Consider the following 19,119-nt stretch of genomic DNA (forward strand, 5'->3'; position numbering starts at 1 on the left):
CCGCGAGCGTACTCCGACAGGCGGCGTACTTCGCGATCCGCGACGGGTGTTCAGCGACGCCTGCGGCGCTGCTGCTTGCGCCGGCTCACCGAATGGGAGCGGGCGGGACCGGCCGTCTCGGTCGGGCTCGGCTCGACCGACGCGACCTGCTCGCGCGCCTGGGCGCTCGAGCGCCGTGCGGCGAGGTAGCGCAGACCGAGCAGTCCACCGACCGCTCCGAGCTTGAGGACCGCGTAGCCGCCGGTCCCGGGCGTCAGCACGTTCGCAGAGTGCACCATGCCCTGAGAGTACGCCAGCGCCGCCGATGACCAGGGTTTTGGCGCGCGAGCGGTGCGGCCCCGCCGGCGCGCCTACGGTCCGCCGCATGGGACCGAGCCTCCTGCACCAGCAGCTCCAGCACACCCGCCATCACGACGCGATCGCCCGGGCCGCGACCCCGCCGGAGGGTGCGGACGCCCGGGCGTCCGCACCGGTGCCGCGGACGGTCGCCGACGCGCCGGTCGGCGGCCGTCGCCGGTGGCCGTGGCACCGGCGACGCGCCGCGGTCGCCCACCCGTGAGGACGGGCGCGGCTAGCCGATCCGCGTGCTCTTCTTCGTCGTGCGCGCGTTGCCGGCGAGGTCGGTCGCCCGGACCTCGAGCGTCACGTTCAGCCGCGACCGCAGCCGCAGGACCGCCTTGCCGGTGCTCGACGGGCGCACGGTCACGGTGCTCGACCCGACCCGGCTGACCTTCAGCGTCCGCGAGCCGACCGTCAGCGTGCGCCGGCCGACCTTCGCGAGCAGCCGGATCCGCACGGTCGCCGGCTCGCTGACCGCGAACGTCACCCGCGCGCCCGCCCGGCGGAAGCCCGCGGCGCTGACCTTCTTCAGCGCCAGCCGCGTGAGCACCGGCCGCGACGTGTCCGCCGGGGTCGGGCTGCCCGGCACGCCGGGGGTCGCCGGGATCCCCGCGGGGATCGTCTGGCTCGGCGGCGGGGTGGACGGGGAGCCGGGCGCCGGCGGGCGCACCCGCGTGATCGCCACGGTCGCCGGGATCGGGGTGGACGGCGTGAAGTTCGCCGTGCGGTCCCCGTCCGGCCACCAGGACGAGTAGGTCTGCACGTCGCCGAACACCGCCGAGGTCCGCGTCGCCGTGACCTCGCCCGGGTGCTGGACGTTGATGAACAGCGTCTGCTCGTCGGGCGTGAAGTACGGGCCCGTGCCCTCCGCCTCGATCGGCATGTTCGCGAAGCGGAACGCGATCCCGGCGTTCGGGCCGCTGCGCGGGATCATGAAGACCGCGTTGTTGGCGTGGTAGTCGTAGTGGGGGGGCCGCGTTGGTCGAGCCGCGCAGCGACGCGGAGGAGATGTCGGTGACGATCCAGAGGTTGTGCGCGCTGTCGAACACGAGGTTGTCGCAGCTGGAGAAGCCCTTCTCGCCCTCGGCCGGCCGACCGGTGACCCCGCCGGACGCGTAGTCCTGCCAGGTGAACGTCAGCGCCTCCGGGTCGTTGCCGGCCTCGGTGAGCCGCCGGACCGAGCCGTGCACGTCGTTGACCCCGGAGTTGTTCGTCAGCGCGATGTAGACGGTGCCGTCGGAGTCGACCTCGACGTCCTCCGGCCGGTTCATCGCGAAGTGCGTGAGCCACTCGTTGGCCAGCACGCCACCGCCGGTGTCGATGTCGCGGTTGAAGCGGCCCGCGTAGTTCGCGCTCGTCGGGTCGGTGTCGCCGGTGGTGGTGCCCTGCTTGGGGCGGCGCGTGCCCGCGGTCGAGGTCGTGTAGCCGCCGAGCGACAGGCGCGTGTCGTAGAGCTCCCAGTCCTCGACCTTCACCCACTGGCCGGTGCCGCTCGTCGCGGTCAGCAGCGGCCCGTTGATCGCGCTGAACCGGCGGCGGCCCTCCGGCGCCCAGCGGGCGACGTAGAGCGTGCCCTCGGTCAGGATCTGCAGGTTGTTGGCCCGGTCGCCGGGCACGAACGCGCGGGTGGAGACGAACTTGTAGGTCGCCTGGTTGGCCTGGTCGTCGCCCATGTAGAGGACGAACTTCTTGCCGGGCGCCTGACGGAACGCCGTGTTCTCGTGGCGGAAGCGGCCGAGCGCGGTGTGCTTGCGCCCGACGAACGCCGGGTCGTGCGGGTCGTGCTCGCAGACCCAGCCGTAGCGCTGCGACTCGCCGACGGCGCCGGTGTCGGCCTTGTACTCGTTGCCCGCGACCTGGCCCCAGCCGTAGAAGAAGTCCTGGTTGCCCAGCGCGAAGCCGTAGCCGTCGTAGTTCTCCTCGCACGACAGGGCGGTGCCCCACGGGGTGATGCCGCCCGAGCAGTTGCCGATCGTGCCCGGGGCGGTCGTGCCGACCGCGATCCGCGGGCCGCGGACGCCGGCGGTGCCGACCGTCCCGCCGGAGCCGGCCTGCAGCACGGTGCCCGGGGCGCCGGCGAGCGGTCCGGTGAACGTCAGCGGCGTGTCGGGCTTGCCGGGCACGTCGCCACCGAAGATCCGGCGGTTGTAGCGGGAGGGGGAGACGACCTTCCAGATCCCGTCGGCGCCGCGCTTGATGTGCACGATCGAGTTGCCGACCGACTCCATCTCCTGATGGATCTCCGCGTCGGTCTTCGTGTGCTTCGCCGCGGGCGCCCCGGCCGGGTTCTCGACCCCGGTCTGCTTGTAGCCGTTCTGGAAGAACGGGGCGGGGTACTCGTGGTTGACGAAGATCAGGCCCTCGTTCTCGCCGTCGAGCGGGAAGTAGGCGAGGTAGTCGTTGTTGTACCCGTAGGTCCAGCTCGTGCCGTCGGTGTTCGCGAAGGTGTCGCCGTAGCGGATGAGCACGTCGGCGCGGAACCCGGGCGGGACCTCGAAGCGGTCGAGGCTCGACGCGGCGAGGGCGGTGAACTCGGAGAACGGCGTGGCGTCCCCGGCGGCGAGGGCCGAGTCGGTCATCAGGTCGGTCACGCCCGCGATCTCGAGCGCCTGGGCGGCCACGGTGCTCGCACCGGCGGCGGCGACGGCCTTGATGAAGCTGCGTCGGGTCTGGTCGCCGGTGAGCTTGCCGACGAGGGTCTGGTCGTCCACGGTCTGCATATGGGGCGCCACCGTAGGCGCGGTCTGCGGCCCGCTCGTGAACGCCTGGTGATCAACCGGAGAAGACCGCGTAAAGACGACGTGCGGCGCGTTTCGCGGCGCGTTCGGGTGGGCATCGACCGCGGATGCCCCGTCCCGGTCTGCTCCGTCCCGTCCTGCTGGCGCTGGTCGCGCTGGTGCTGCTGCCCCTCCCGAGCGCGTCCGCGCGGGTCGACCGGCGCCCCGACCTGCAGCGGCTGTTCGCGCAGGCCGGCACCGTCGGCACCATGGTCGTCCAGGAGCGCGGGGGCCGGCGCGAGCGCACGACGATCGTCGGCGCGCCCCGCAGCGCCCGCCGCTACCTGCCGTCCTCGACGTTCAAGATCCCCAACTCGCTTCTGGCGATCGAGCGCGGGGTCGCCTCCGGGGCCGACGAGCCCTACCCGGGCCCGCACCCCAACGTCATCCTCGACGGCGCCCCGCTGCTGCCCGCCCAGTGCGAGGGCGACCTGACGCTCGCGACCGCCTTCCGGTTCTCCTGCATCCCGATCTACCAGCAGATCGCCCGCGAGATCGGCCTCGACGCCTACCGCCGCGACCTGCGCGCCCTGCGCTACGGCAACGGGCGGCTCGACCCGGCGCTCGCCGACCGCTTCTGGCTCGAGGGCCCGTTCGCGATCAGTGCCCGCGAGCAGGTCCGCTTCCTGCAGCGTCTGCGCACCGGCAGGCTGCCGCTGCGGGCGCGCACGATGGACGAGGTGCGCCGGATGATGATCACCGAGGACACCGCCGGCACGGTCGTGCGCAGCAAGACCGGCTACGTCTTCACCACGACGCCGCGGGTCGGCTGGTGGGTCGGCTGGGTGCAGGCGGGCGAGCGCACCTGGACGTTCGCGCTGAACCTCGACGTCACGCGCCCCGAGCACCTCGCCGCCCGCACCACGATCGGCCGCGCGATCCTCCGCGAGCTCGGCGCGCCGCTCACCGGATGACGCCTCGGTGACGGCACGGCTGGCACCATCCGGCGCACCATGCGCCGACTCGCCGCCCTCGCTCCCGTGCTGCTGTCCACCCTCGCGATCGCCGGCTGCGGCGACGACGGCGTCGAGGGCCTCCAGGACGCGCAGGACCGGGTCGACCAGCTGCAGGAGAACGTCGACCGGGTCCAGGACGCCGTCCAGGATCCGGTCGGGGCCGCGCAGGAGGAGGCCGAGCGCGCGATCGAGGACGCGATCACCCCGGACATCCTCCAGGGCGAGGGTGAGGGGGGAGTAGCGCTACGCGGCCGGGCCGTCGCCGCTCTCCAGCCGCGCCCGCCGCTTGCCGCCCGGCAGGCGGCCGACGACTGCGCTCAGCGCCCGCAGCGACGGCTCGACCTGCTGCAGCTGCCCGGCGATCCCGGCGACCTGCTGCTCGACCGCGCGGATGTCGGCGGGCAGCTCCGGCAGCGTCTGGAGCCGGTCGGCGAGCGCCTCCAGCACGGAGGTCAGGTCGGCCAGGCGGCCGAGCGAGACGGACAGCTCGCCGAGCTGCGAGAGCGGACCGTCCGGCGCGACGAGCTGCTCGACCGGTCCGTCCCTGGCGAGCAGCCGGTCCAGTGGGCCGTCGTGCTCGATGACGCGGCTGACGCTGCTGTCGGGCTCCAGCAGCGCGGTGATCGTGCCGTCCGGGTCCAGCAGCCGGTCGATCAGACCGTCCGCCTCGAAGATCCGGTCGAGCACCCCGTCCGGCTGCAGCACCCGGTCCAGGGTGCCGCCGGGCATCGTGAGCCGGTCCAGCGCCCCCTCGTCGGCGAGCAGCCGGTCCAGCGGCCCGCCGACCGCGAGCAGCCGGTCGACGGGACCGCCGGCCATCAGCAGCCGGTCGACCGCGCCGCCGTCGTCCAGCAGCCGGTCCAGCGGCCCGCCCTCGGCCAGGAGCCGGTCGAGCGGACCGCCCGCGGCGAGCGCGCGACCCAGCGGCTGGTCGTCGGAGGTCAGCCGGGCGAGCTGCTCGATCCGGGCGAGCGGGCCGTTGGGGTCGCTCAGGCGCGCGAGCGACTCGAGCGCGCCGCCCTCCTCGAGCAGCAGGTCGACGCGGTCGATGATCCCGTCACGCCGACGGACCGGCCCCTCCGGCGCGAGCAGATCGCGGGCCGAGAGCACGAGCTCCGCGGTCGCGACGGCCGTGCGGGCGGGGAGGAGGGCGAGTCCGAGAAGTCCCATGGCGCCCATCCTCCCCGATCGCCGCGTGCGGGTCAGCCGTCGAGGCGCCGGGCGAGCGCGCGGATCTCTCCGCGCCACCGCTCGAGCGCCGTGTCGGTGATCCCGGTGAGCTCGGACGGCGAGCGTCGCGGCTGGGCCTGGCAGTTGTGGGCGAACCGCCGCTCGACGGCGTCGGGGGCGCGCTGCCGCAGCGCACCCCGGCCGCGGGGGTGCGCTTGCGCAGCAGGGCGGTGCCCGACGGGCGGAAGCGCACCATCTGCGACGCGGGGACGATCCGGTCGTCCTCCAGGTGGCCCATCAGGACGCGCTTGCCGGCGTAGCGGCCCGGGCGGCCCGCCGGGCTGAACGCGGCGAGCGTGCTCGGCCGCGCCCCGAACACGCTCTCCGCCCGGGTCCGGGCGTAGCCGCCCAGCGCGTCGAGCGCCGTCGGGGCCCCTTCGGTGACGACGCACCCGATGTCGCCGCGCGCAGCCGCCATCAGCGCCAGGTGCCCACCCGAGGACCGGCCGAACACGCAGAGCGGCCGGTTCGGGTGGCGCCGGCGCAGCGTCTGCGCCCAGGCGACCACGTCGTCGATCGCCTGCCGGCCCGTTCCCGGGCCCGTCGTGTGCGAGACGACGACGGTCGTCCACCCCTCGGCGGCCCACGGCGCCGCGGCGCTGCGCCACTGGGCCGCCTTGATCGTTCCGCTGAACCAGCCGCCACTGTTGACGATCATCGCCACCCCACGGTCGCCTCCCGGGTTGTCGAGCACCTGCATGTCGCAGGCGACCCGGCCGCAGGTGGGGGCGGCCCGGGCCGCGCCGACGGGGACGAGGAGCACGGCGAGGGCGAGCGCAGCCGCGAGGCGACGCGGGAGTCTGGGGAGCAGCATGACGACCCACCCTAGTACCGCGTCGCCGGTCGCGGTACGGGCTGGGTGATCGAGCCCCTCGGCGCATGGGCGTTCGGTGGCTCGCCACAAGCGCGCGGTCGTCCCGGCGTGGGAGGGTCGGGCCGATGACCGAGCTGCTCGACCTCGACCTCCCCAACGGCCGGCTGCGCGTCGAGCGCTCCGGTCCCGCCGACGCGCCCGCGGTCGTCTGCGTGCACGGGCTGACCGCCAACCTGCGCTCGTTCGACGCGCTGCGCGAGCCGCTGCTGGCCGCGGGGCGCCAGATGGTGGCGATCGACCTGCGCGGGCGCGGCCGCAGCGCGGACACCGGCCCGGGCACCTACGGGCTCGACCGCCACGCCGACGACGTCGTCGGCGTCGCCGACGCGCTCGGACTCGACACGTTCGCCTACGTCGGCTGGTCGATGGGCGCCCTCACCGGCCTGGAGGTCGTCGCGCGGGCGGGCGCGCGGATCCCGCGCCTGGCGCTGCTCGACGCCGTCGGCGGCATGGACGACGCGGCGATCGCCGCCGTCCGCGCGGGCACCGCGCGCCTGGACGCCGTCGTGCCGACCCCCGAGCCGTACCTGGACGCGTTGAAGGCCTCCGGCGTCTTCGACCCCTGGGACCCGTTCTGGGACGTGTACTTCACCTACGAGCTCGCGCCCGTGGACGGCGGCCTGTCGCCGTCGACGAGTCGGTCCGCGGTCCTCGAGGACCTCGACGTCGCCGGCCGCGACTTCACGCCGCTGTGGGCGGACCTGACGATGCCGACGCTGCTGGTCTGGGCCTCCCAGGACCTCGGCGGCGGGCTGATCGTCCCGCAGGACGTGCGCGACGAGTTCCTCGCCCGCGTTCCCACCGCGACCCTCCACGCGGTCGACCGCAACCACTACGGGATCATGGTCGCGCCGGGCGTGCCCGAGGCGATCACGGCGCACGTCACGGATGCGGAGCACCGTCCCGGGTAGCCGCCCGGGATGCCGTTCGCCGCCGAGCGCGGGTTCGCCTTCGCGGACCCGTACGCCCTCGTCCTCCTGCTCGGTGGACTCGCGCTGCTGGCCGCCGTGGTCGCCCTCACCCAGGAGCAGGAGCACGCGTTCACCGCAGCGGTCGTCTACCTCGTCCTCGGGGTCGCCATCGCCGCGCTCCTCGCGGGCGTGGGGATCGAGGCGATCGACCCACTCGCCGACCCACGCCTGATCGAGCACCTCGCCGAGCTCGCCGTCATCATCGCGCTGTTCACCGCTGGGCTGAAGCTCGACCGGGCGCTCAGCTGGCGGGAGTGGCGCACCCCGACGCTGCTCCTCGCGGTCGTCATGCCCGCCTGCATCGCGGCCGTCGCGCTGCTCGGGACGCAGCTGCTCGGGCTCTCCGCGGGCGCGGCGATCCTGCTCGGCGCGATCCTCGCCCCCACGGACCCGGTCCTCGCCGGTGACGTGCAGGTCGGTCCGCCGGGGGAGGAGCGCGAGCGGGAGCCGCACTTCGCGCTCACCGCCGAGGCGGGACTGAACGACGGGCTCGCGTTCCCGTTCGTGTTCCTCGGCCTGTTCGTCGCGGCCCGGGACGGTGGCGACTGGGTCGGGACCTGGGTGCTCGCCGACGTGCTGTACGCGATCGGCGTCGGTGTCCTGGCCGGCGCGGCTGGTGGGCGGCTGTTCGCGTCCGTGGCGATGCGGCTCCGTCGCCGCGAGACGATCCACGTGCGCTTCGACGGATGGCTCGCCGTCGCGGCGGTGCTCGCGATCTACGGCGCGACCGAGATGCTCGGGGCCTACGGATTCCTCGCCGCGTTCGTCGCCGGACTCGCGTTCCGCCGCGCGGAGCGGGAACACGAGCTGCACGCCCGCGTCCACGAGGGCGGCGAGGTCGTCGAGCACGTCGCCGAGCTCGCGCTGGTGCTCCTGCTCGGCAGCACGTTGACACTCGCGGGGCTGCAGGCCCCGGGCGTCGGCGGCTGGGTTCTCGTCGTCGCGCTCCTCGTGCTCGTGCGGCCCGCGGCGTGCCTGCTGGCCTTCGTGCCGGCGGGACTTCCCGTCCGGGAGGCCGCCTTCATCGGCTGGTTCGGGATGCGTGGCATCGGGTCGCTCTACTACGTGGCCGTCGCGATCGGGGCCGGCGTCCTGTCGGACGGAGAGGAGGAGCTCCTCTACTGGACGACCTCGGCCTGCATCATGACGTCGATCCTCGTGCACGGACTGACGTCCACACGGCTCACGGCCCGACTGGCCGGGACGGCGTGACGTGTCGGGCGCCCGGCCGCGGGTACCCCTGCGGCATGAGCCTCATCCGCACCGTCACCGCCCCCGCCCGCCTCGCGCTGCACGTCGGCCACCACGTGCTCCGGCACGCGCTCGAGCTCGCGGAGGTGGCCGCGCAGCGCGCCCGCCCCGACCAGGACCGCGACGCGGCGGTCCACGTCACGCCGATCCGACCGCAGGCCGACCGGCCGACGGCGGACCGCCCGGCTCCCGCGCCCACCGCGACGCCCGTCGCGGGCCCGTCCGGGGTGGTCCCCTCCGGGACGTCGACCGCCCCGGCCGACACCGAGCAGCCGGAGTTCCAGCCCCCGCACGTCGACGACGAGCGCGAGGTCGTCTACTCGTCGGCCGACGCGGGCGCCGAGGACGAGGTCGGCGCGACGCTGCACGTCGACGAGCCGTGGCCCGGCTACACCGCCATGACCGTCCCGGACATCGCCGACCGGCTCGTCCTCGCCGACACCGCGACGCTCGCGGCGGTGCAGCTCTACGAGCAGACGCACCGCGCGCGCAAAGGCGTCCTGATGGCGGTCGACGAGCAGCTCGAACGCGCCGCGAACTAGGACAGAAGCCGGCCGCAAGCGGCCGTAGCCTGGGCTCCATGACCTCCACCATGAAGCTCGAGCTGCTCATCCTGCCCGTCTCCGACGTCGACCGCGCGAAGGCGTTCTACGTCGACCGGGTCGGCTTCGTCGCCGACCACGACCACACCGTCAGCGACGACCTGCGGTTCGTGCAGCTCACCCCGCCCGGCTCCGGCTGCTCGATCGCGATCGGCCGCGGACTCAGCGAGAAGGAGCCCGGCTCCGTCGAGGGCATCACGCTGGTGATCGAGGACGCGGACGCGACCTGCGCCGCGCTGCGCGAGCGCGGCGTCGACTGCACCGACGTCATCGACCTGCCCTGGGGCCGGTTCGTCCGCTTCACCGACCCGGACGGCAACGGCTGGTCCTGCCAGCAGATCACCCAGGGCTGAGCCGGGCCGCCAGCGCGGCCATGTCCGGCACCACCAGGTCCGGCGTGGCCGTCGCCGCGGGCGTCGCCCCAAACCCCGGCCGGCCCGCGCGCCGGTCCACCCAGACCGTCGCGTAGCCCAGCGCGCGAGCGGGAACGTGGTCGTGGAAGAGGCTCTGCGCGACGTGCACGATCCGCTCACGCGGAAGCCCGAGCCGCTCCTCCAGGACCCCGAACCCGCGCGTGTCCGGCTTGTACGCCCCCACCTGCTGGGCGGTCACCACCGCGTCGAACGTCACGCCCAGCCGCCGCGCCGACGCGGCGAACAGATCGTCGTCGCAGTTCGTCAGCACACCGAGCCGGAACCGCGTGCCGAGCACGCGCAGCGCCTCCCCGGAGTCCGGGAACGCGGGCCAGTCCGCGACCGAGCGCCCGAACGCGCGGACCTCGTCGTCGGTCGGCGCGAACCCGAGCTCCTCGCCGATCGCCACCAGCGCCGCGCCCAGGACGTCCGCGTAGCGCCGGTAGGGGCCCGCCTCGACCGCCGTCTCGTGCCGGGCGAACCGCTCCAGCAGCGCGTCGTCCCCCGGGGCCGGGACCCCATGGGCGGCCAGGACCGCGCCGAGCGCATCGGCGATCCCGCGCTCCCAGTCGATCAGCGTGCCGTAGCAGTCGAACGTCAGCGCGTCGACGGATGCGAGATCGAGCATGCCGGGCATCGTAGAGTCCGCGCCATGGCCTCCTTCGACCTCTCCGGCAAGACCGCCCTCGTCACCGGTGCCGCCCGCGGCATCGGCTTCGCGACGTGCGAGCGGCTCGTCGCCCGCGGCGCGCGCGTCGCCGTCATCGACCTCGACCAGGAGGCGTGCGACGCCGCCGCGGCCCGACTCGGGGAGGGGCGCGCGATCGGCATCGCCGCCGACGTCACCGACCGCGGCAGCATGCAGCAGGCGGTCGCGCGGACCGTCGAGGAGCTCGGCGGCGTCGACGTCGTCGTCGCCAACGCGGGCATCGCCCACAAGGGCGCGACGTTCCGCGCCCTCGGTACCGAGACGTTCGACCGCGTCATCGACGTCAACCTCATGGGCGTCGTGCGGACCGTCGAGGCGGCACTGCCCCAGATCGTCGCGCGCCGCGGCCACGTCGTCGTCGTCGCGTCCGTGTACGCGTTCGTCAACGGAATCGGCACGACCCCGTACGCGATGAGCAAGGCGGGCGTCGAGCAGTTCGGCCGCGCGCTGCGCGTCGAGCTCGCCCAGCACGGCGCCGGGGCCAGCGTCGCCTACTTCGGCTTCATCGACACCGAGATGGTCCACAAGGCACTCGACGCGGACCCGCTCGCCGAGCGGCTGCTCGCCGCCGTCCCCAAGCCGTTCCTCAAGCGGCTGCCGCCGAAGGAGGCGGGGGAGGGCATCGTCCGCGGGATCGAGCGGCGCCAGCCGCGGATCATCTACCCGCGGCGCTGGACCGCGTACTCGGTCGCGCGCGGGATCGTCAACCCGCTCCTGGACACGCTCATGGTCCGGGACGCCAAGACCCAGGCGGTGCTGCGCGACCTCGACGCCCGCGCGGGCGAGGAGCAGCAGACCACGGCGTGAGGACCGTCGAGCCCGAGCAGGCTCTCGCCTACCGCCTGGTCGGGCACCACCTGCACCGGCGCACCGACGCGCTCACGGCGATCGGTGCCTGCGGGATCCAGGACTCGCCGCCGGGCTGGGCGGCGGTCGCGCTGCACGCCCGCAGCCACGAGGACCGACCGACCGGTCGGTCGGTCGTGCAGGTCAACGCCATGCGCAACGCGCCGCACCTCGTGCCGCGCGCGGACGTCGCAGTGTTCACGCTCGCCGCGATCCCCCCGGACGACGAGCTCGCGGCCGTCGTCGGACGGCTCGTCGCGACCGAGCTGGCGGACGCCGGGTACGGCATCCGCGAGGCGCTCGACCGCGTCGGCGACGCGGCCCGCGACGCCCTCGCCGACGGGCCGCTCGGCCGCGACGAGCTGCACCAGGCGTTCCGCGAGCGGCTCCCCGACGCGCTCCTGGCCTGGTGTCCCGGCTGCGAGAGCCACCACCTGCGCAGCGGCCTGTGGCGCACCCTCGGTCGGCTCGGGATCACCGAGATGCCCGCGAAGGCGACCTGGTCGCTGCTCGACCCGCCGGTCACCGCCGATCCGGTGCAGGCCCGCGCCGAGCTCGCGCGCCGGTTCCTGCGCTGCTTCGGGCCCGCCACCCACGGCGAGCTCGCCACCTGGACGCAGACGTCCACCCGGCACGCGCGGCGTCTCATCGCCGATCTCGGGGACGCGGTCGAGCAGGTGCTCCTCGCCGGCAGGAAGCGCTGGGTCCTCGCCGACGAGACCGCCGTCCTGGACGACCCGCCGGCCGCGCGCGGCGTCCGGCTGCTCGGCGGCTTCGATCCCTACGTCGCGCAGCCCGACCGGGCCACGCTCGTGCCCGACCGGGCCCTCGCGCGGCGGATGTTCCCGTCGGTCGGACGGCCCGGCGTGCTCCTCCACGACGGGCGGCTCGTCGGGCTCTGGCGGGCCCGCAAGGCGGGCTCGGTGCTGCAGGTGCGCCTCGAGACGCTCGACGGCGCCGACCTCCCCGACGTGCAGGAGGAGGCCGACGCCGTCGCCCGCCTGCGCGGATGCGACGAGGCGCAGCTCAGGCCTGCGTGACCGCGGCGCGCGGGCCCGACGGCGCGCGCCGCAGCGCGACCATCTGCCACAGCCCGTACGCGGCGGCGTCGCAGAACAGGACGGCGAGCACGACGACCTCCCAGGTCGGGGCGCCGGCGAGCAGCGCGACGACGAGCAGGAGGGCGAACACGGCCTCGGCGGCGGTGGCGAGACGCAGGCGGTTGCGGGTGGCGGTCATGGTGGACTCCTCGGATCGGGATGGGTGATGCCGACCAGCCTGCGCGCTCGGGGGAAGCGCGGCAATGACCTCCGGGGTAAGCGACCGCGACCCGCGGCGCGGCTAGGTTGGCCGCATGAGCACGGCCAGCGCCACCCCCACCGTCGGCGAGCTGCTGCGCGACTGGCGTCGCCGTCGGCGCATCAGCCAGTTCGACCTGTCGCTCGAGGCGGCGGTGTCCGCCCGGCACCTGAGCTTCGTCGAGACCGGCCGCTCGCGGCCCGGCCGCGACCTCGTCCTGCACCTCGCCGAGCACCTCGACGTGCCGCTGCGCGAGCGCAACACGCTGCTGCTCGCGGCCGGGTACGCGCCCGTCTTCCGCGAGACCGCCCTGGACGCCGAGCGGATGGCCCCGGTCCGCGCGGCGCTCGAGAAGATCCTCGAGGGCCACGCCCCGTACCCGGCCCTGATCGTCGACGGGTGCTGGAACGTGCTGATGGCCAACGAGCCCGCGCTCGCGATCCTCGCCGGGGTCGACGCGGCGCTGCTCGAGGCCCCCAACGCGATGCGTCTCGCCCTGCACCCCGACGGGCTCGCGTCACGGATCGAGAACCTCGCCGAGCACGCCGGGCACCTGCTGCTGCGCCTGCAACGTCAGGCGCTGCTCTCCGGGGACCCCGCGGTCGCCGCGCTGCTCGACGAGCTCCGGGGCTACCCGGCCGCGCAGGAGGCGGCCGCGACGTCGATGGCCGCCGAACCGGCCGAGCTGCTGTTCGTCCCGATGCGGCTGCGGCGTCAGGACGGATCGGTCTGGAGCTTCTTCTCGACGATCGCGAGCTTCGGGACCGCCACCGACATCACGGTCGCCGAGCTGGCGATCGAGTCGTTCTTCCCCGCCGACCCGCAGACCGCCGTGGCGCTCCAGGCCGCCGGACGGGCCTGAGCCTCAGGTGCCGGTGAGGACCGCGCGCTCCTCGTCGGAGAGCGTGCGCGCCCCGCGGGCCTGCATGTCCCAGCCGACGAGCACGGTGCTGCCCTGCGCCGCGACCGTGCCGTCCGGCAGCAGCACCTCGTGCTCGAGCGTGATCGACTTCGTGCCCACGCGGCCGACCCGGACCGTGACGTCGACCGTGCCGTGGTCCTTGCGGACCTCGTGGCGGTAGTCGAGCTCGACGCGGGCGAGCACGTAGGTGTGGTGCACCTGCTGCGTGCCGCGCCCGGCGAGGTCCAGCAGCAGCGCGCCGCGCGCCTCCTCCAGCAGCTCGTGGTACACGGCCTGGTTGAGGTGCCCGAGCATGTCCATGTCCCGCCAGCGCAGCGGGATCGTCAGGCGGGTCTCGGGCGGGGAGGGCATGGGCGCGGACCCTAGTGAACGGCCGCGCCGCGCGGACGGTCGCCGGTCAGCGCGCGGTGACGAGCCGCAGCGCGATGCCCCACGGGTCGCGGAGCACGACGCCCGCGGCGCCCTCGTCGGCCACCGCCACGCCCGCCGCCTCCAGCCGGGCGCGGACCGCGCCGACCGCCGCGTCGTCGGGCAGCACCGCGCTCCACTCGCGCAGCCCGACCGCGTCGGCCGGGGCGGGGCCCACGCCCTCACCGGCCCAGACGTTGACCGCGAGGTGGTGGTGATAGCCGCCGGCGGACAGGAACGACGCGCCCGGGTAGGTCGTGACCTCCGCGAAACCCACGAGGTCGCGGTAGAACGCGACCGCCTGCGCGACCCGGCCGACGTGCAGGTGCAGGTGCCCGACCGCCAGTCCCTCGGCGGCGTGCCGCCGGACGTCCTCGCCGTCGCTGACGCGCAGCAGGTCCTCGACGTCGAGCGCCCGCGTGTACATGCCGACCTGCTGGCCGGCCTCGGTCGGCGCCGGCCACGCCGAGCGCGGACGGTCGGCGTACAGCTCGATCCCGTTGCCGTCCGGGTCGCGCAGGTACAGCGCCTCGGAGACCCCGTGGTCGGAGGCGCCCGTCAGCGGCAGCCGGTTCGTCGCCAGGCGCCGGGTGGTGCGCGAGAGCTCCAGGCGCGACGGGTACAGGAGCGCGACGTGGAAGAGCCCCGCGTGGCGGCCGGCGGGCCGCGCGCCCGGCTGCTCGTGCAGCACGAGCACGTCCTCGCCGCCCGCCCCGAGGCGGGCGACCGCCCCGTCACGGCCGTGCTGGCGCAGCCCGGCGACGTCCTGGTACCAGGCGACCGACCGGTCGAGATCGGTGACCGTCAGGTGCGCGGCGCCCAGGCGCAGGGCGTCGGGCAGCGTCGGGGTGGAGGAGGGGGCGGTGCTCGGCGTGCTCATGCTCGACATGCTCGCTCCCGTCCCGCTCCCGCGGAATGGCAGAACCTCACGGATGCATGGACATCCCGGCGTGCCGCGTCGCGTCGCGCCACGCCTGCGGCGCGGACCCGGCGTGTCGCTTGAACGCCCGCGAGAAGTACAGCGGATCGTCGAACCCGACCGCGTGCGCGACCTCCCCGACCGACCGGTCGGTGAAGCGCAGCAGCCGGCGGGCCTCGAGCATCACGCGGTCCGTGACGAGCTCCTTCGTCCCGCGGCCGGTCACCACGGCCAGCGCGCGGGACAGTGCGGGGGCGGGGACCGCGAGGCGCTGCGCGTAGTGCGCGGCGTCGTGGTGGCGGGCGAAGTCCTCCTCGAGCGCCGCGGCGAACCGCCGGTGCAGCGCCACCTCCGGGCCGTCGGGCTCCGGTCGCTCGGCGTGCGCGCCGTCGTACCACCGCTCCAGCCACAGCAGCAGCGTGGCGAGCAGGTGCGCCTCCAGTGCGCCGCTGCGGGCGTCGCGCGGCCCGACGACCTCCGCACGCAGAGTCGCGAGCAGCGCGTCCAGGCGGTCCGTCGCCGCACCTGCGGGGACGGGGATGGTGCGCTCCTGGCGGGCGGCGAGCAGCCACGACGCCGACGGCGGCACGAGGTCCTCCCCGAACCGCACGACCGCGCCGTGCAGCCCGCGGCCCTCCTCGAACTGGTGGACCTGGCCGCGGCCGATGATCGTGACCGCGCCCGCGACGACCGGCAGCTGCGCGCCGTCGACGCGGTGCGTGCCGCGGCCGTCGCGGAACCACAGCAGCTCGTGGTAGTCGTGGCGGTGCGGCTCGCGCATCCGCGGGCCGCCGACCGCGCCGCCGTCGAAGGTCACGACCTCCAGCGCGCGGTCGGGCGCGAGGCGGTCCAGCGGCAGGTCGGGACGGTCGGGCACGGCGCGGCGGACGCTACCGGCCCGGCCGCGCTCACCACCCGGGGCGCGGCTCCGGCAGCGGCTCGGGCTCCGGCACGGCCGGGGCGGGCGGACGCACGGCGGCGCGGACGAGCAGCAGCGCGGCGACCGCCCAGACGACCGCCAGCGCCACGAGCAGTCCCTGGCCGTAGTCCTGCGGCAGCAGCGACGGGTTGTTCGCCAGGCGCCCGCGACCGGTCCACGGCGGGATCGCCACGAGCGTCAGCGCCGCGCTCACGATCAGCGCTCCCTGCACGGTGGGGCGGAACCGGCGCGGCACGAGCCGCGCGAGGACCAGGCCGAGGACCATGACCGCCGGGGCGACCAGGCCGTCGTGCAGCGCGAGCCCGCCGACCAGGAACAGCGCCGCGTTCAGCGGCTCGGTCGCCTCGGCGTTGCGCAGCAGCCCGGCGATCCCGAAGGCGACCATGCCCAGCCCGAGCGCGGTGAGGATGCGGCGTGCCATCAGAGCACCTCCAGACGCGTGACCCACTTGGTCTGCTGGACCCCGGGACGGTTCGGCGAGATCAGCCGGCACGGGAACCCGTGGTCGGGGTGCAGCTCCTCGCCGTCGATCCGCAACGCCAGCAGCGTGTCGGGGTGCTGGGCGTGCGGCACGTTCAGCTCGCTGCTGCGGAACGACCCACGCCGCTGCAACGAGCGCACGCGGACCTCCGCGTCGGGTGACGCGCCCGCCAGCTCGAGCAGCTCCCGGACGCGCACGCCGCTCCACGTCGCCCCGGCGCTCCAGCCCTCCACGCAGGTGATCGCCAGGTCGGCGTCGTGCTGCGGCAGCGCCTGCAGCTCGGCGAGCGTCAGCGACAGCTCGCGCTCGACCGCGCCGGTGACGGTCAGCCGGTACTCGGGGTCGCGGATCAGGTCGAGCACCCCGGCACCGGCGGCGCTGCGGTTGACCGGCAGGCCCTGCGGTCCCACGTCGGGCAGCCGCGGGGCCAGGACCGAGAGGTCCTTCAGCGGGCGGACCGTCTGCCCGACGGTCGCGAGCGTCACGGCGCCCACCGCGGCGGCCGTCGCGGTGAGCAGGCCGCGGCGGCTCAGGCCGTCCCCGGGCGGCTCGGGCGCCTCGACGGCGAGGCGACGGCGGGCCGTCGGCCCGACGGTGCGGCGCAGGACGACGAGCTGCGCGCCGACGTGCACGAGCAGCGACCCGACGGTCACCCACGCGACCCAGTAGTGGGTCTCGCGGAACCCGAACTCCCACGGGTACCAGCGCGCCGTGTTCAGCAGGCCGGTGAACAGCAGGAAGATCGAGCCCGCGATGAGCGGGGCGAGCGAGAGGCGCGTGAGCGCGTGCGGGAGGTCCCGCACCGGCGGCCACGCGAACAGCTGCGGGTAGACGACCCACAGCTTCACGAGCAGCAGCGGGATCGCGGCGGTGCCGCTGGCGACGTGCAGGCCCTGCGTGACGCGGTACAGCCACGCCGGGCTCGCGGGCATCGACAGGAACCCGATCGACAGCGGGGTCTGCGCGAAGTGCGAGTACAGGCCGGTGAGGAAGCACGTCGCGAACGCGACCCCGAGGGCGATGCCGAGCAGGGCGGCGACCCGCTCGTCGTGCAGGCGGGACGGGAACGCGTCCTCGTCGAAGGGGCCCGCGCGCAGGTGCCCGAGCTCCTCGTCGATCGCGTCCCCGACGGAGCGGCCCGCCAGGAGCTTCTCGCTCAGGCTCGGGCGAGGTCGGCGAACCATCGGTCCTCCTCGTGGTGCAGGGCGGTCAGGCGCAGGCCGGCGTCCGCGGCGATCCCGGCGACGTCGTCGGCGGCCACGGAGGACCAGGCGAACCAGCGGCTGACGAGCGGCCCGTCCTCGAGCCGCACGACCGCCCGCCGGGTCCCGCTCCCCGGGGCGTCGACCTCGACCAGCACGGTGCCGTCGCGGGCGACGAGCTCGCCGCAGCGGCGCAGCAGCGCGACGGGATCGCCGCCGATGCCGACGTTGCCGTCGAGCAGCAGGGCGGTGCGCCAGCGGCCCGCAGCCGGGACGGAGGAGAACACGCAGGCGACCGCGGCGGCCCCACCGCGGGCCCGGGTGGCACGCACCGCCTCGGGCGACACGTCGATGCCCAGCGCGGTGACCGCGCGGCGACCGAGCGCGGCGACGTGGCGGCCGGGGCCGCAGCCGACGTCGAGGACCGGCCCGACGGCCCGGTCCAGGACGTGCAGGTCCGCGCCGCTGGCGGCCCCGAGCCATCCGTCGAGCGGCACCGGGACGGTGCGCCCGTCGGCGTGCCGGATGACGAGACCCGGGCTGCGACCGGTCAGCCCGCGGGCGTAGAGGACGCCGGGGGCGACCGGCGCGCCGGCCGGTGCGAGCACGGTCACGACGCCACCGCGCCCGCGGCCACGAGCGAGCGGACGGCGGCCGCGAACCGGGTGTCGGGCGCCTCGTGGGCGACGGCGACCGCATCGTCGAAGTGGTCGACGTCGCGCAAGGCCGGGAGCTCGGCGTAGGGGAGCCCGAGCGCGGAGAGCCGCGCGCGCTGACGGGCGCCGGTGTCGGCCGCGCTCATCGGGACGCCCGCGAACACGCGCGGGTCGGGGTCGCGCAGGCCGATCGCCCAGTAGCCACCGTCGGGGGCGCCGCCGATCGCCGCGCCGTGGCGGGCGGTCGCGTCCATGCCGTGCTCGAGGTCCGGGGGCGTGAGCTGCGGCGTGTCCATCCCGACGAGGAACGCGGGACCGCCGACGTCCGCGAACGCGGCGGCCAGCCGCTCGTCCAGCCCGTCGCCGCGCTGCGGCAGCACCTCGAACCCGTCCGGCAGCCACGGTCCGGGGGTCCCGTCGAGCACGACGACCCGCCGGTCCGCGGGCGTCGCGAGCACCGCGTGCAAGGTGTCCCGCAGGGCGGCCTCGGCGAGCGCCGCGGCCTGCGCCGGCGTGCACGGCGGGCACAGGCGCGTCTTGCTGACCCCGGCCCGCGGGGCCTTGGCGATCACGATGAGGTTCACGTCATCACCGCCGTCATGTCGCGGACCGCGCGGACCGTGCCGCGCACGGTGCCGGTCACCTTCGAGCGGCCCGCCCGCGGCAGGTAGGGGACGGTCACCTCGGCGATCCGCCAGTCCGCGGCGGCGGCACGCAGGACCATCTCCAGCGGCCAGCCGAACCGCCGGTCGGCGATGCCCAGCGCGAGCAGGTCGGTGCGGCGCGCCGCGCGCATCGGGCCGAGATCGGTCAGCGGCACCCGGCAGCGGCGCCGCAGCTCCAGCGCCAGCAGCCGGTTCAGCAGCCGGGCGTGCACCGGCCAGGCGCCGGGCTGCGCGTCGCGGGCGCCGAGCACGAGGTCGGCCTCGCCACGCAGGACCGGGCCGGTCACCGTGGGGAGGTCGCGCGGGTCGAGCGACGCGTCGCAGTCCATGAACGCGACGTGCTCGGCGCGCGCCGCGGTCAGCCCCGCGAAGCACGCGGCCCCGAACCCGGGCACGGGCTCGACGACCACCTGGGCGCCGAGCCGCCGGGCGAGGTCGCCGCTGCCGTCCGTGGAGCCGTTGTCGACCACGATCGGGTGGTGGTCGGCCGGGAGGCGCTCGAGGACCCAGGGCAGGGCCTGTGCCTCGTTCAGCACAGGGAGGACGACGTCGGTCATGGGGGACCACGGTAGGGCCGCGGGGCCCCCGGAGTGATGACGAACCACGAAACAGGGTCGTCCGCGCTCGCCGTCCGGGTCCGTCGGCGCTAGCGTCGGGGA

The 19,119-nt window shown here is 75.3% G+C and carries 22 protein-coding genes and 1 pseudogene; 8 read left to right on the forward strand and 15 right to left on the reverse strand.

The features are described from left to right. Nucleotides 1-50: 50 nt before the first annotated feature. The 3 genes and pseudogenes from GKE82_RS01160 to GKE82_RS31150 form a co-directional block, all read right to left on the reverse strand. Complete coding sequence (locus GKE82_RS01160) at nucleotides 51-278, reverse strand: hypothetical protein (RefSeq protein ID WP_154732071.1); 228 nt, start codon at nucleotides 276-278, stop codon at nucleotides 51-53. Nucleotides 279-571: 293 nt separating this feature from the next. Further along, a complete protein-coding gene (locus GKE82_RS31145) occupies nucleotides 572-1,273 on the reverse strand; it encodes an alkaline phosphatase PhoX (protein WP_375337031.1) in 702 nt (233 codons plus the stop codon). Nucleotides 1,274-1,316: 43 nt separating this feature from the next. Continuing rightward, nucleotides 1,317-3,059: pseudogene (locus GKE82_RS31150) on the reverse strand (PhoX family phosphatase); the annotation flags it as partial. A gap of 125 nt (nucleotides 3,060-3,184) precedes the next feature. Between GKE82_RS31150 and GKE82_RS01170 the strand changes: the two are divergent. Further along, on the forward strand, nucleotides 3,185-4,030 hold the full coding sequence (locus GKE82_RS01170; protein WP_154732073.1) for a penicillin-binding transpeptidase domain-containing protein: 846 nt from the start codon (nucleotides 3,185-3,187) through the stop codon (nucleotides 4,028-4,030). A gap of 285 nt (nucleotides 4,031-4,315) precedes the next feature. Here GKE82_RS01170 and GKE82_RS01175 read toward each other — a convergent pair whose 3' ends face one another. Together GKE82_RS01175 and GKE82_RS01180 are read right to left on the reverse strand one after the other, a co-directional pair. Continuing rightward, nucleotides 4,316-5,242 carry an ABC transporter gene (locus GKE82_RS01175; RefSeq protein WP_107569838.1) on the reverse strand — a complete coding sequence of 309 codons (927 nt, stop codon included), beginning with the start codon at nucleotides 5,240-5,242 and terminating at the stop codon, nucleotides 4,316-4,318. Further along, nucleotides 5,130-6,116, reverse strand: coding sequence for a S9 family peptidase (locus GKE82_RS01180; RefSeq protein WP_154732074.1), 987 nt, complete (start codon nucleotides 6,114-6,116; stop codon nucleotides 5,130-5,132). Before GKE82_RS01180 ends, GKE82_RS01175 begins: the two co-directional genes overlap by 113 nt. 125 nt (nucleotides 6,117-6,241) lie before the next feature. Here GKE82_RS01180 and GKE82_RS01185 point away from each other — a divergent pair, with 125 nt between their 5' ends. From GKE82_RS01185 to GKE82_RS01200, 4 genes are read left to right on the forward strand one after another with little or no spacing between them, the layout of a single operon-like run. Continuing rightward, complete coding sequence (locus GKE82_RS01185) at nucleotides 6,242-7,087, forward strand: alpha/beta fold hydrolase (RefSeq protein ID WP_196189009.1); 846 nt, start codon at nucleotides 6,242-6,244, stop codon at nucleotides 7,085-7,087. A gap of 9 nt (nucleotides 7,088-7,096) precedes the next feature. Continuing rightward, complete coding sequence (locus tag GKE82_RS01190) at nucleotides 7,097-8,359, forward strand: sodium:proton antiporter (RefSeq protein WP_154732076.1); 1,263 nt, start codon at nucleotides 7,097-7,099, stop codon at nucleotides 8,357-8,359. A 35-nt stretch (nucleotides 8,360-8,394) separates the two neighbouring features. Next, the gene (locus GKE82_RS01195) at nucleotides 8,395-8,940 is read left to right on the forward strand and encodes a hypothetical protein (protein WP_154732077.1); all 546 of its coding nucleotides are present in this window, start codon (nucleotides 8,395-8,397) and stop codon (nucleotides 8,938-8,940) included. Nucleotides 8,941-8,978: 38 nt separating this feature from the next. Continuing rightward, the gene (locus GKE82_RS01200; RefSeq protein WP_230316067.1) at nucleotides 8,979-9,353 is read left to right on the forward strand and encodes a glyoxalase superfamily protein; all 375 of its coding nucleotides are present in this window, start codon (nucleotides 8,979-8,981) and stop codon (nucleotides 9,351-9,353) included. On the opposite strand, the gene GKE82_RS01205 is transcribed toward GKE82_RS01200, so the two are convergent. Next, nucleotides 9,340-10,041, reverse strand: coding sequence for a haloacid dehalogenase type II (locus GKE82_RS01205; protein ID WP_154732078.1), 702 nt, complete (start codon nucleotides 10,039-10,041; stop codon nucleotides 9,340-9,342). The genes GKE82_RS01200 and GKE82_RS01205 overlap by 14 nt on opposite strands. A 24-nt stretch (nucleotides 10,042-10,065) precedes the next feature. Between GKE82_RS01205 and GKE82_RS01210 the strand changes: the two genes are divergently transcribed. Both GKE82_RS01210 and GKE82_RS01215 read left to right on the forward strand, forming a co-directional pair. After that, nucleotides 10,066-10,929, forward strand: a complete 864-nt coding sequence (locus GKE82_RS01210; protein ID WP_107569832.1) for a short-chain dehydrogenase/reductase — start codon at nucleotides 10,066-10,068, stop codon at nucleotides 10,927-10,929. Further along, nucleotides 10,926-12,008, forward strand: a complete 1,083-nt coding sequence (locus GKE82_RS01215; RefSeq protein ID WP_196189010.1) for a winged helix DNA-binding domain-containing protein — start codon at nucleotides 10,926-10,928, stop codon at nucleotides 12,006-12,008. The genes GKE82_RS01210 and GKE82_RS01215 overlap by 4 nt, the downstream gene beginning before the upstream one ends. Here the strand turns inward: GKE82_RS01215 and GKE82_RS01220 are convergent. Then, a complete protein-coding gene (locus tag GKE82_RS01220; protein ID WP_154732079.1) occupies nucleotides 11,995-12,207 on the reverse strand; it encodes a hypothetical protein in 213 nt (70 codons plus the stop codon). The two genes, GKE82_RS01215 and GKE82_RS01220, sit on opposite strands and share 14 nt — an antisense overlap. A gap of 115 nt (nucleotides 12,208-12,322) precedes the next feature. On the opposite strand from GKE82_RS01220, the gene GKE82_RS01225 reads away from it, so the two are divergent. Then, on the forward strand, nucleotides 12,323-13,129 hold the full coding sequence (locus tag GKE82_RS01225) for a helix-turn-helix domain-containing protein (protein WP_107569830.1): 807 nt from the start codon (nucleotides 12,323-12,325) through the stop codon (nucleotides 13,127-13,129). Between the two features lie 3 nt (nucleotides 13,130-13,132). Here the strand turns inward: GKE82_RS01225 and GKE82_RS01230 are convergent, their stop codons facing one another. From GKE82_RS01230 to GKE82_RS01265, 8 genes are read right to left on the reverse strand one after another with little or no spacing between them, the layout of a single operon-like run. Beyond that, nucleotides 13,133-13,540 carry a thioesterase family protein gene (locus tag GKE82_RS01230; protein WP_154732080.1) on the reverse strand — a complete coding sequence of 136 codons (408 nt, stop codon included), beginning with the start codon at nucleotides 13,538-13,540 and terminating at the stop codon, nucleotides 13,133-13,135. A gap of 46 nt (nucleotides 13,541-13,586) precedes the next feature. Further along, nucleotides 13,587-14,477, reverse strand: a complete 891-nt coding sequence (locus GKE82_RS01235; RefSeq protein WP_154732081.1) for a VOC family protein — start codon at nucleotides 14,475-14,477, stop codon at nucleotides 13,587-13,589. A gap of 46 nt (nucleotides 14,478-14,523) precedes the next feature. Then, entirely contained in the window at nucleotides 14,524-15,393 is an 870-nt protein-coding gene (locus tag GKE82_RS01240; RefSeq protein ID WP_154732082.1) for an AraC family transcriptional regulator, read from the reverse strand. A 31-nt stretch (nucleotides 15,394-15,424) separates the two neighbouring features. Next, complete coding sequence (locus tag GKE82_RS01245; protein ID WP_154732083.1) at nucleotides 15,425-15,877, reverse strand: hypothetical protein; 453 nt, start codon at nucleotides 15,875-15,877, stop codon at nucleotides 15,425-15,427. Beyond that, on the reverse strand, nucleotides 15,877-17,121 hold the full coding sequence (locus tag GKE82_RS01250; protein WP_154732084.1) for a molybdopterin-dependent oxidoreductase: 1,245 nt from the start codon (nucleotides 17,119-17,121) through the stop codon (nucleotides 15,877-15,879). Before GKE82_RS01250 ends, GKE82_RS01245 begins: the two co-directional genes overlap by 1 nt. Continuing rightward, entirely contained in the window at nucleotides 17,094-17,753 is a 660-nt protein-coding gene (locus GKE82_RS01255; RefSeq protein WP_309233321.1) for a methyltransferase domain-containing protein, read from the reverse strand. Before GKE82_RS01255 ends, GKE82_RS01250 begins: the two co-directional genes overlap by 28 nt. Beyond that, complete coding sequence (locus tag GKE82_RS01260) at nucleotides 17,750-18,379, reverse strand: glycosyltransferase (RefSeq protein WP_309233322.1); 630 nt, start codon at nucleotides 18,377-18,379, stop codon at nucleotides 17,750-17,752. Before GKE82_RS01260 ends, GKE82_RS01255 begins: the two co-directional genes overlap by 4 nt. Further along, nucleotides 18,376-19,017 (reverse strand): glycosyltransferase family 2 protein, encoded by a 642-nt coding sequence (locus GKE82_RS01265; protein WP_107569824.1) that lies wholly within the window; start codon nucleotides 19,015-19,017, stop codon nucleotides 18,376-18,378. Before GKE82_RS01265 ends, GKE82_RS01260 begins: the two co-directional genes overlap by 4 nt. Between the last annotated feature and the right edge of the window lie 102 nt (nucleotides 19,018-19,119).

Source organism: Conexibacter sp. W3-3-2, assembly GCF_009707605.1.
In the GTDB taxonomy this organism is placed as follows: Bacteria; Actinomycetota; Thermoleophilia; order Solirubrobacterales; family Solirubrobacteraceae; genus Paraconexibacter; species Paraconexibacter algicola.

Excerpts from the sequence above, each read along its gene's own strand:
- GKE82_RS01195 (WP_154732077.1), top strand. The coding sequence starts at position 8,395 with ATGAGCCTCATCCGCACCGTCACCGCCCCCGCCCGCCTCGCGCTGCAC.
- GKE82_RS01245 (WP_154732083.1), bottom strand. The coding sequence starts at position 15,877 with ATGGCACGCCGCATCCTCACCGCGCTCGGGCTGGGCATGGTCGCCTTC.
- GKE82_RS01265 (WP_107569824.1), bottom strand. The coding sequence starts at position 19,017 with ATGACCGACGTCGTCCTCCCTGTGCTGAACGAGGCACAGGCCCTGCCC.
- GKE82_RS01210 (WP_107569832.1), top strand. The coding sequence starts at position 10,066 with ATGGCCTCCTTCGACCTCTCCGGCAAGACCGCCCTCGTCACCGGTGCC.
- GKE82_RS01230 (WP_154732080.1), bottom strand. The coding sequence starts at position 13,540 with ATGCCCTCCCCGCCCGAGACCCGCCTGACGATCCCGCTGCGCTGGCGG.
- GKE82_RS01220 (WP_154732079.1), bottom strand. The coding sequence starts at position 12,207 with ATGACCGCCACCCGCAACCGCCTGCGTCTCGCCACCGCCGCCGAGGCC.
- GKE82_RS01200 (WP_230316067.1), top strand. The coding sequence starts at position 8,979 with ATGACCTCCACCATGAAGCTCGAGCTGCTCATCCTGCCCGTCTCCGAC.
- GKE82_RS01170 (WP_154732073.1), top strand. The coding sequence starts at position 3,185 with ATGCCCCGTCCCGGTCTGCTCCGTCCCGTCCTGCTGGCGCTGGTCGCG.
- GKE82_RS31145 (WP_375337031.1), bottom strand. The coding sequence starts at position 1,273 with ATGATCCCGCGCAGCGGCCCGAACGCCGGGATCGCGTTCCGCTTCGCG.
- GKE82_RS01225 (WP_107569830.1), top strand. The coding sequence starts at position 12,323 with ATGAGCACGGCCAGCGCCACCCCCACCGTCGGCGAGCTGCTGCGCGAC.
- GKE82_RS01205 (WP_154732078.1), bottom strand. The coding sequence starts at position 10,041 with ATGCTCGATCTCGCATCCGTCGACGCGCTGACGTTCGACTGCTACGGC.
- GKE82_RS01180 (WP_154732074.1), bottom strand. The coding sequence starts at position 6,116 with ATGCTGCTCCCCAGACTCCCGCGTCGCCTCGCGGCTGCGCTCGCCCTC.
- GKE82_RS01250 (WP_154732084.1), bottom strand. The coding sequence starts at position 17,121 with ATGGTTCGCCGACCTCGCCCGAGCCTGAGCGAGAAGCTCCTGGCGGGC.
- GKE82_RS01235 (WP_154732081.1), bottom strand. The coding sequence starts at position 14,477 with ATGAGCACGCCGAGCACCGCCCCCTCCTCCACCCCGACGCTGCCCGAC.
- GKE82_RS01190 (WP_154732076.1), top strand. The coding sequence starts at position 7,097 with ATGCCGTTCGCCGCCGAGCGCGGGTTCGCCTTCGCGGACCCGTACGCC.
- GKE82_RS01175 (WP_107569838.1), bottom strand. The coding sequence starts at position 5,242 with ATGGGACTTCTCGGACTCGCCCTCCTCCCCGCCCGCACGGCCGTCGCG.
- GKE82_RS01185 (WP_196189009.1), top strand. The coding sequence starts at position 6,242 with ATGACCGAGCTGCTCGACCTCGACCTCCCCAACGGCCGGCTGCGCGTC.
- GKE82_RS01160 (WP_154732071.1), bottom strand. The coding sequence starts at position 278 with ATGGTGCACTCTGCGAACGTGCTGACGCCCGGGACCGGCGGCTACGCG.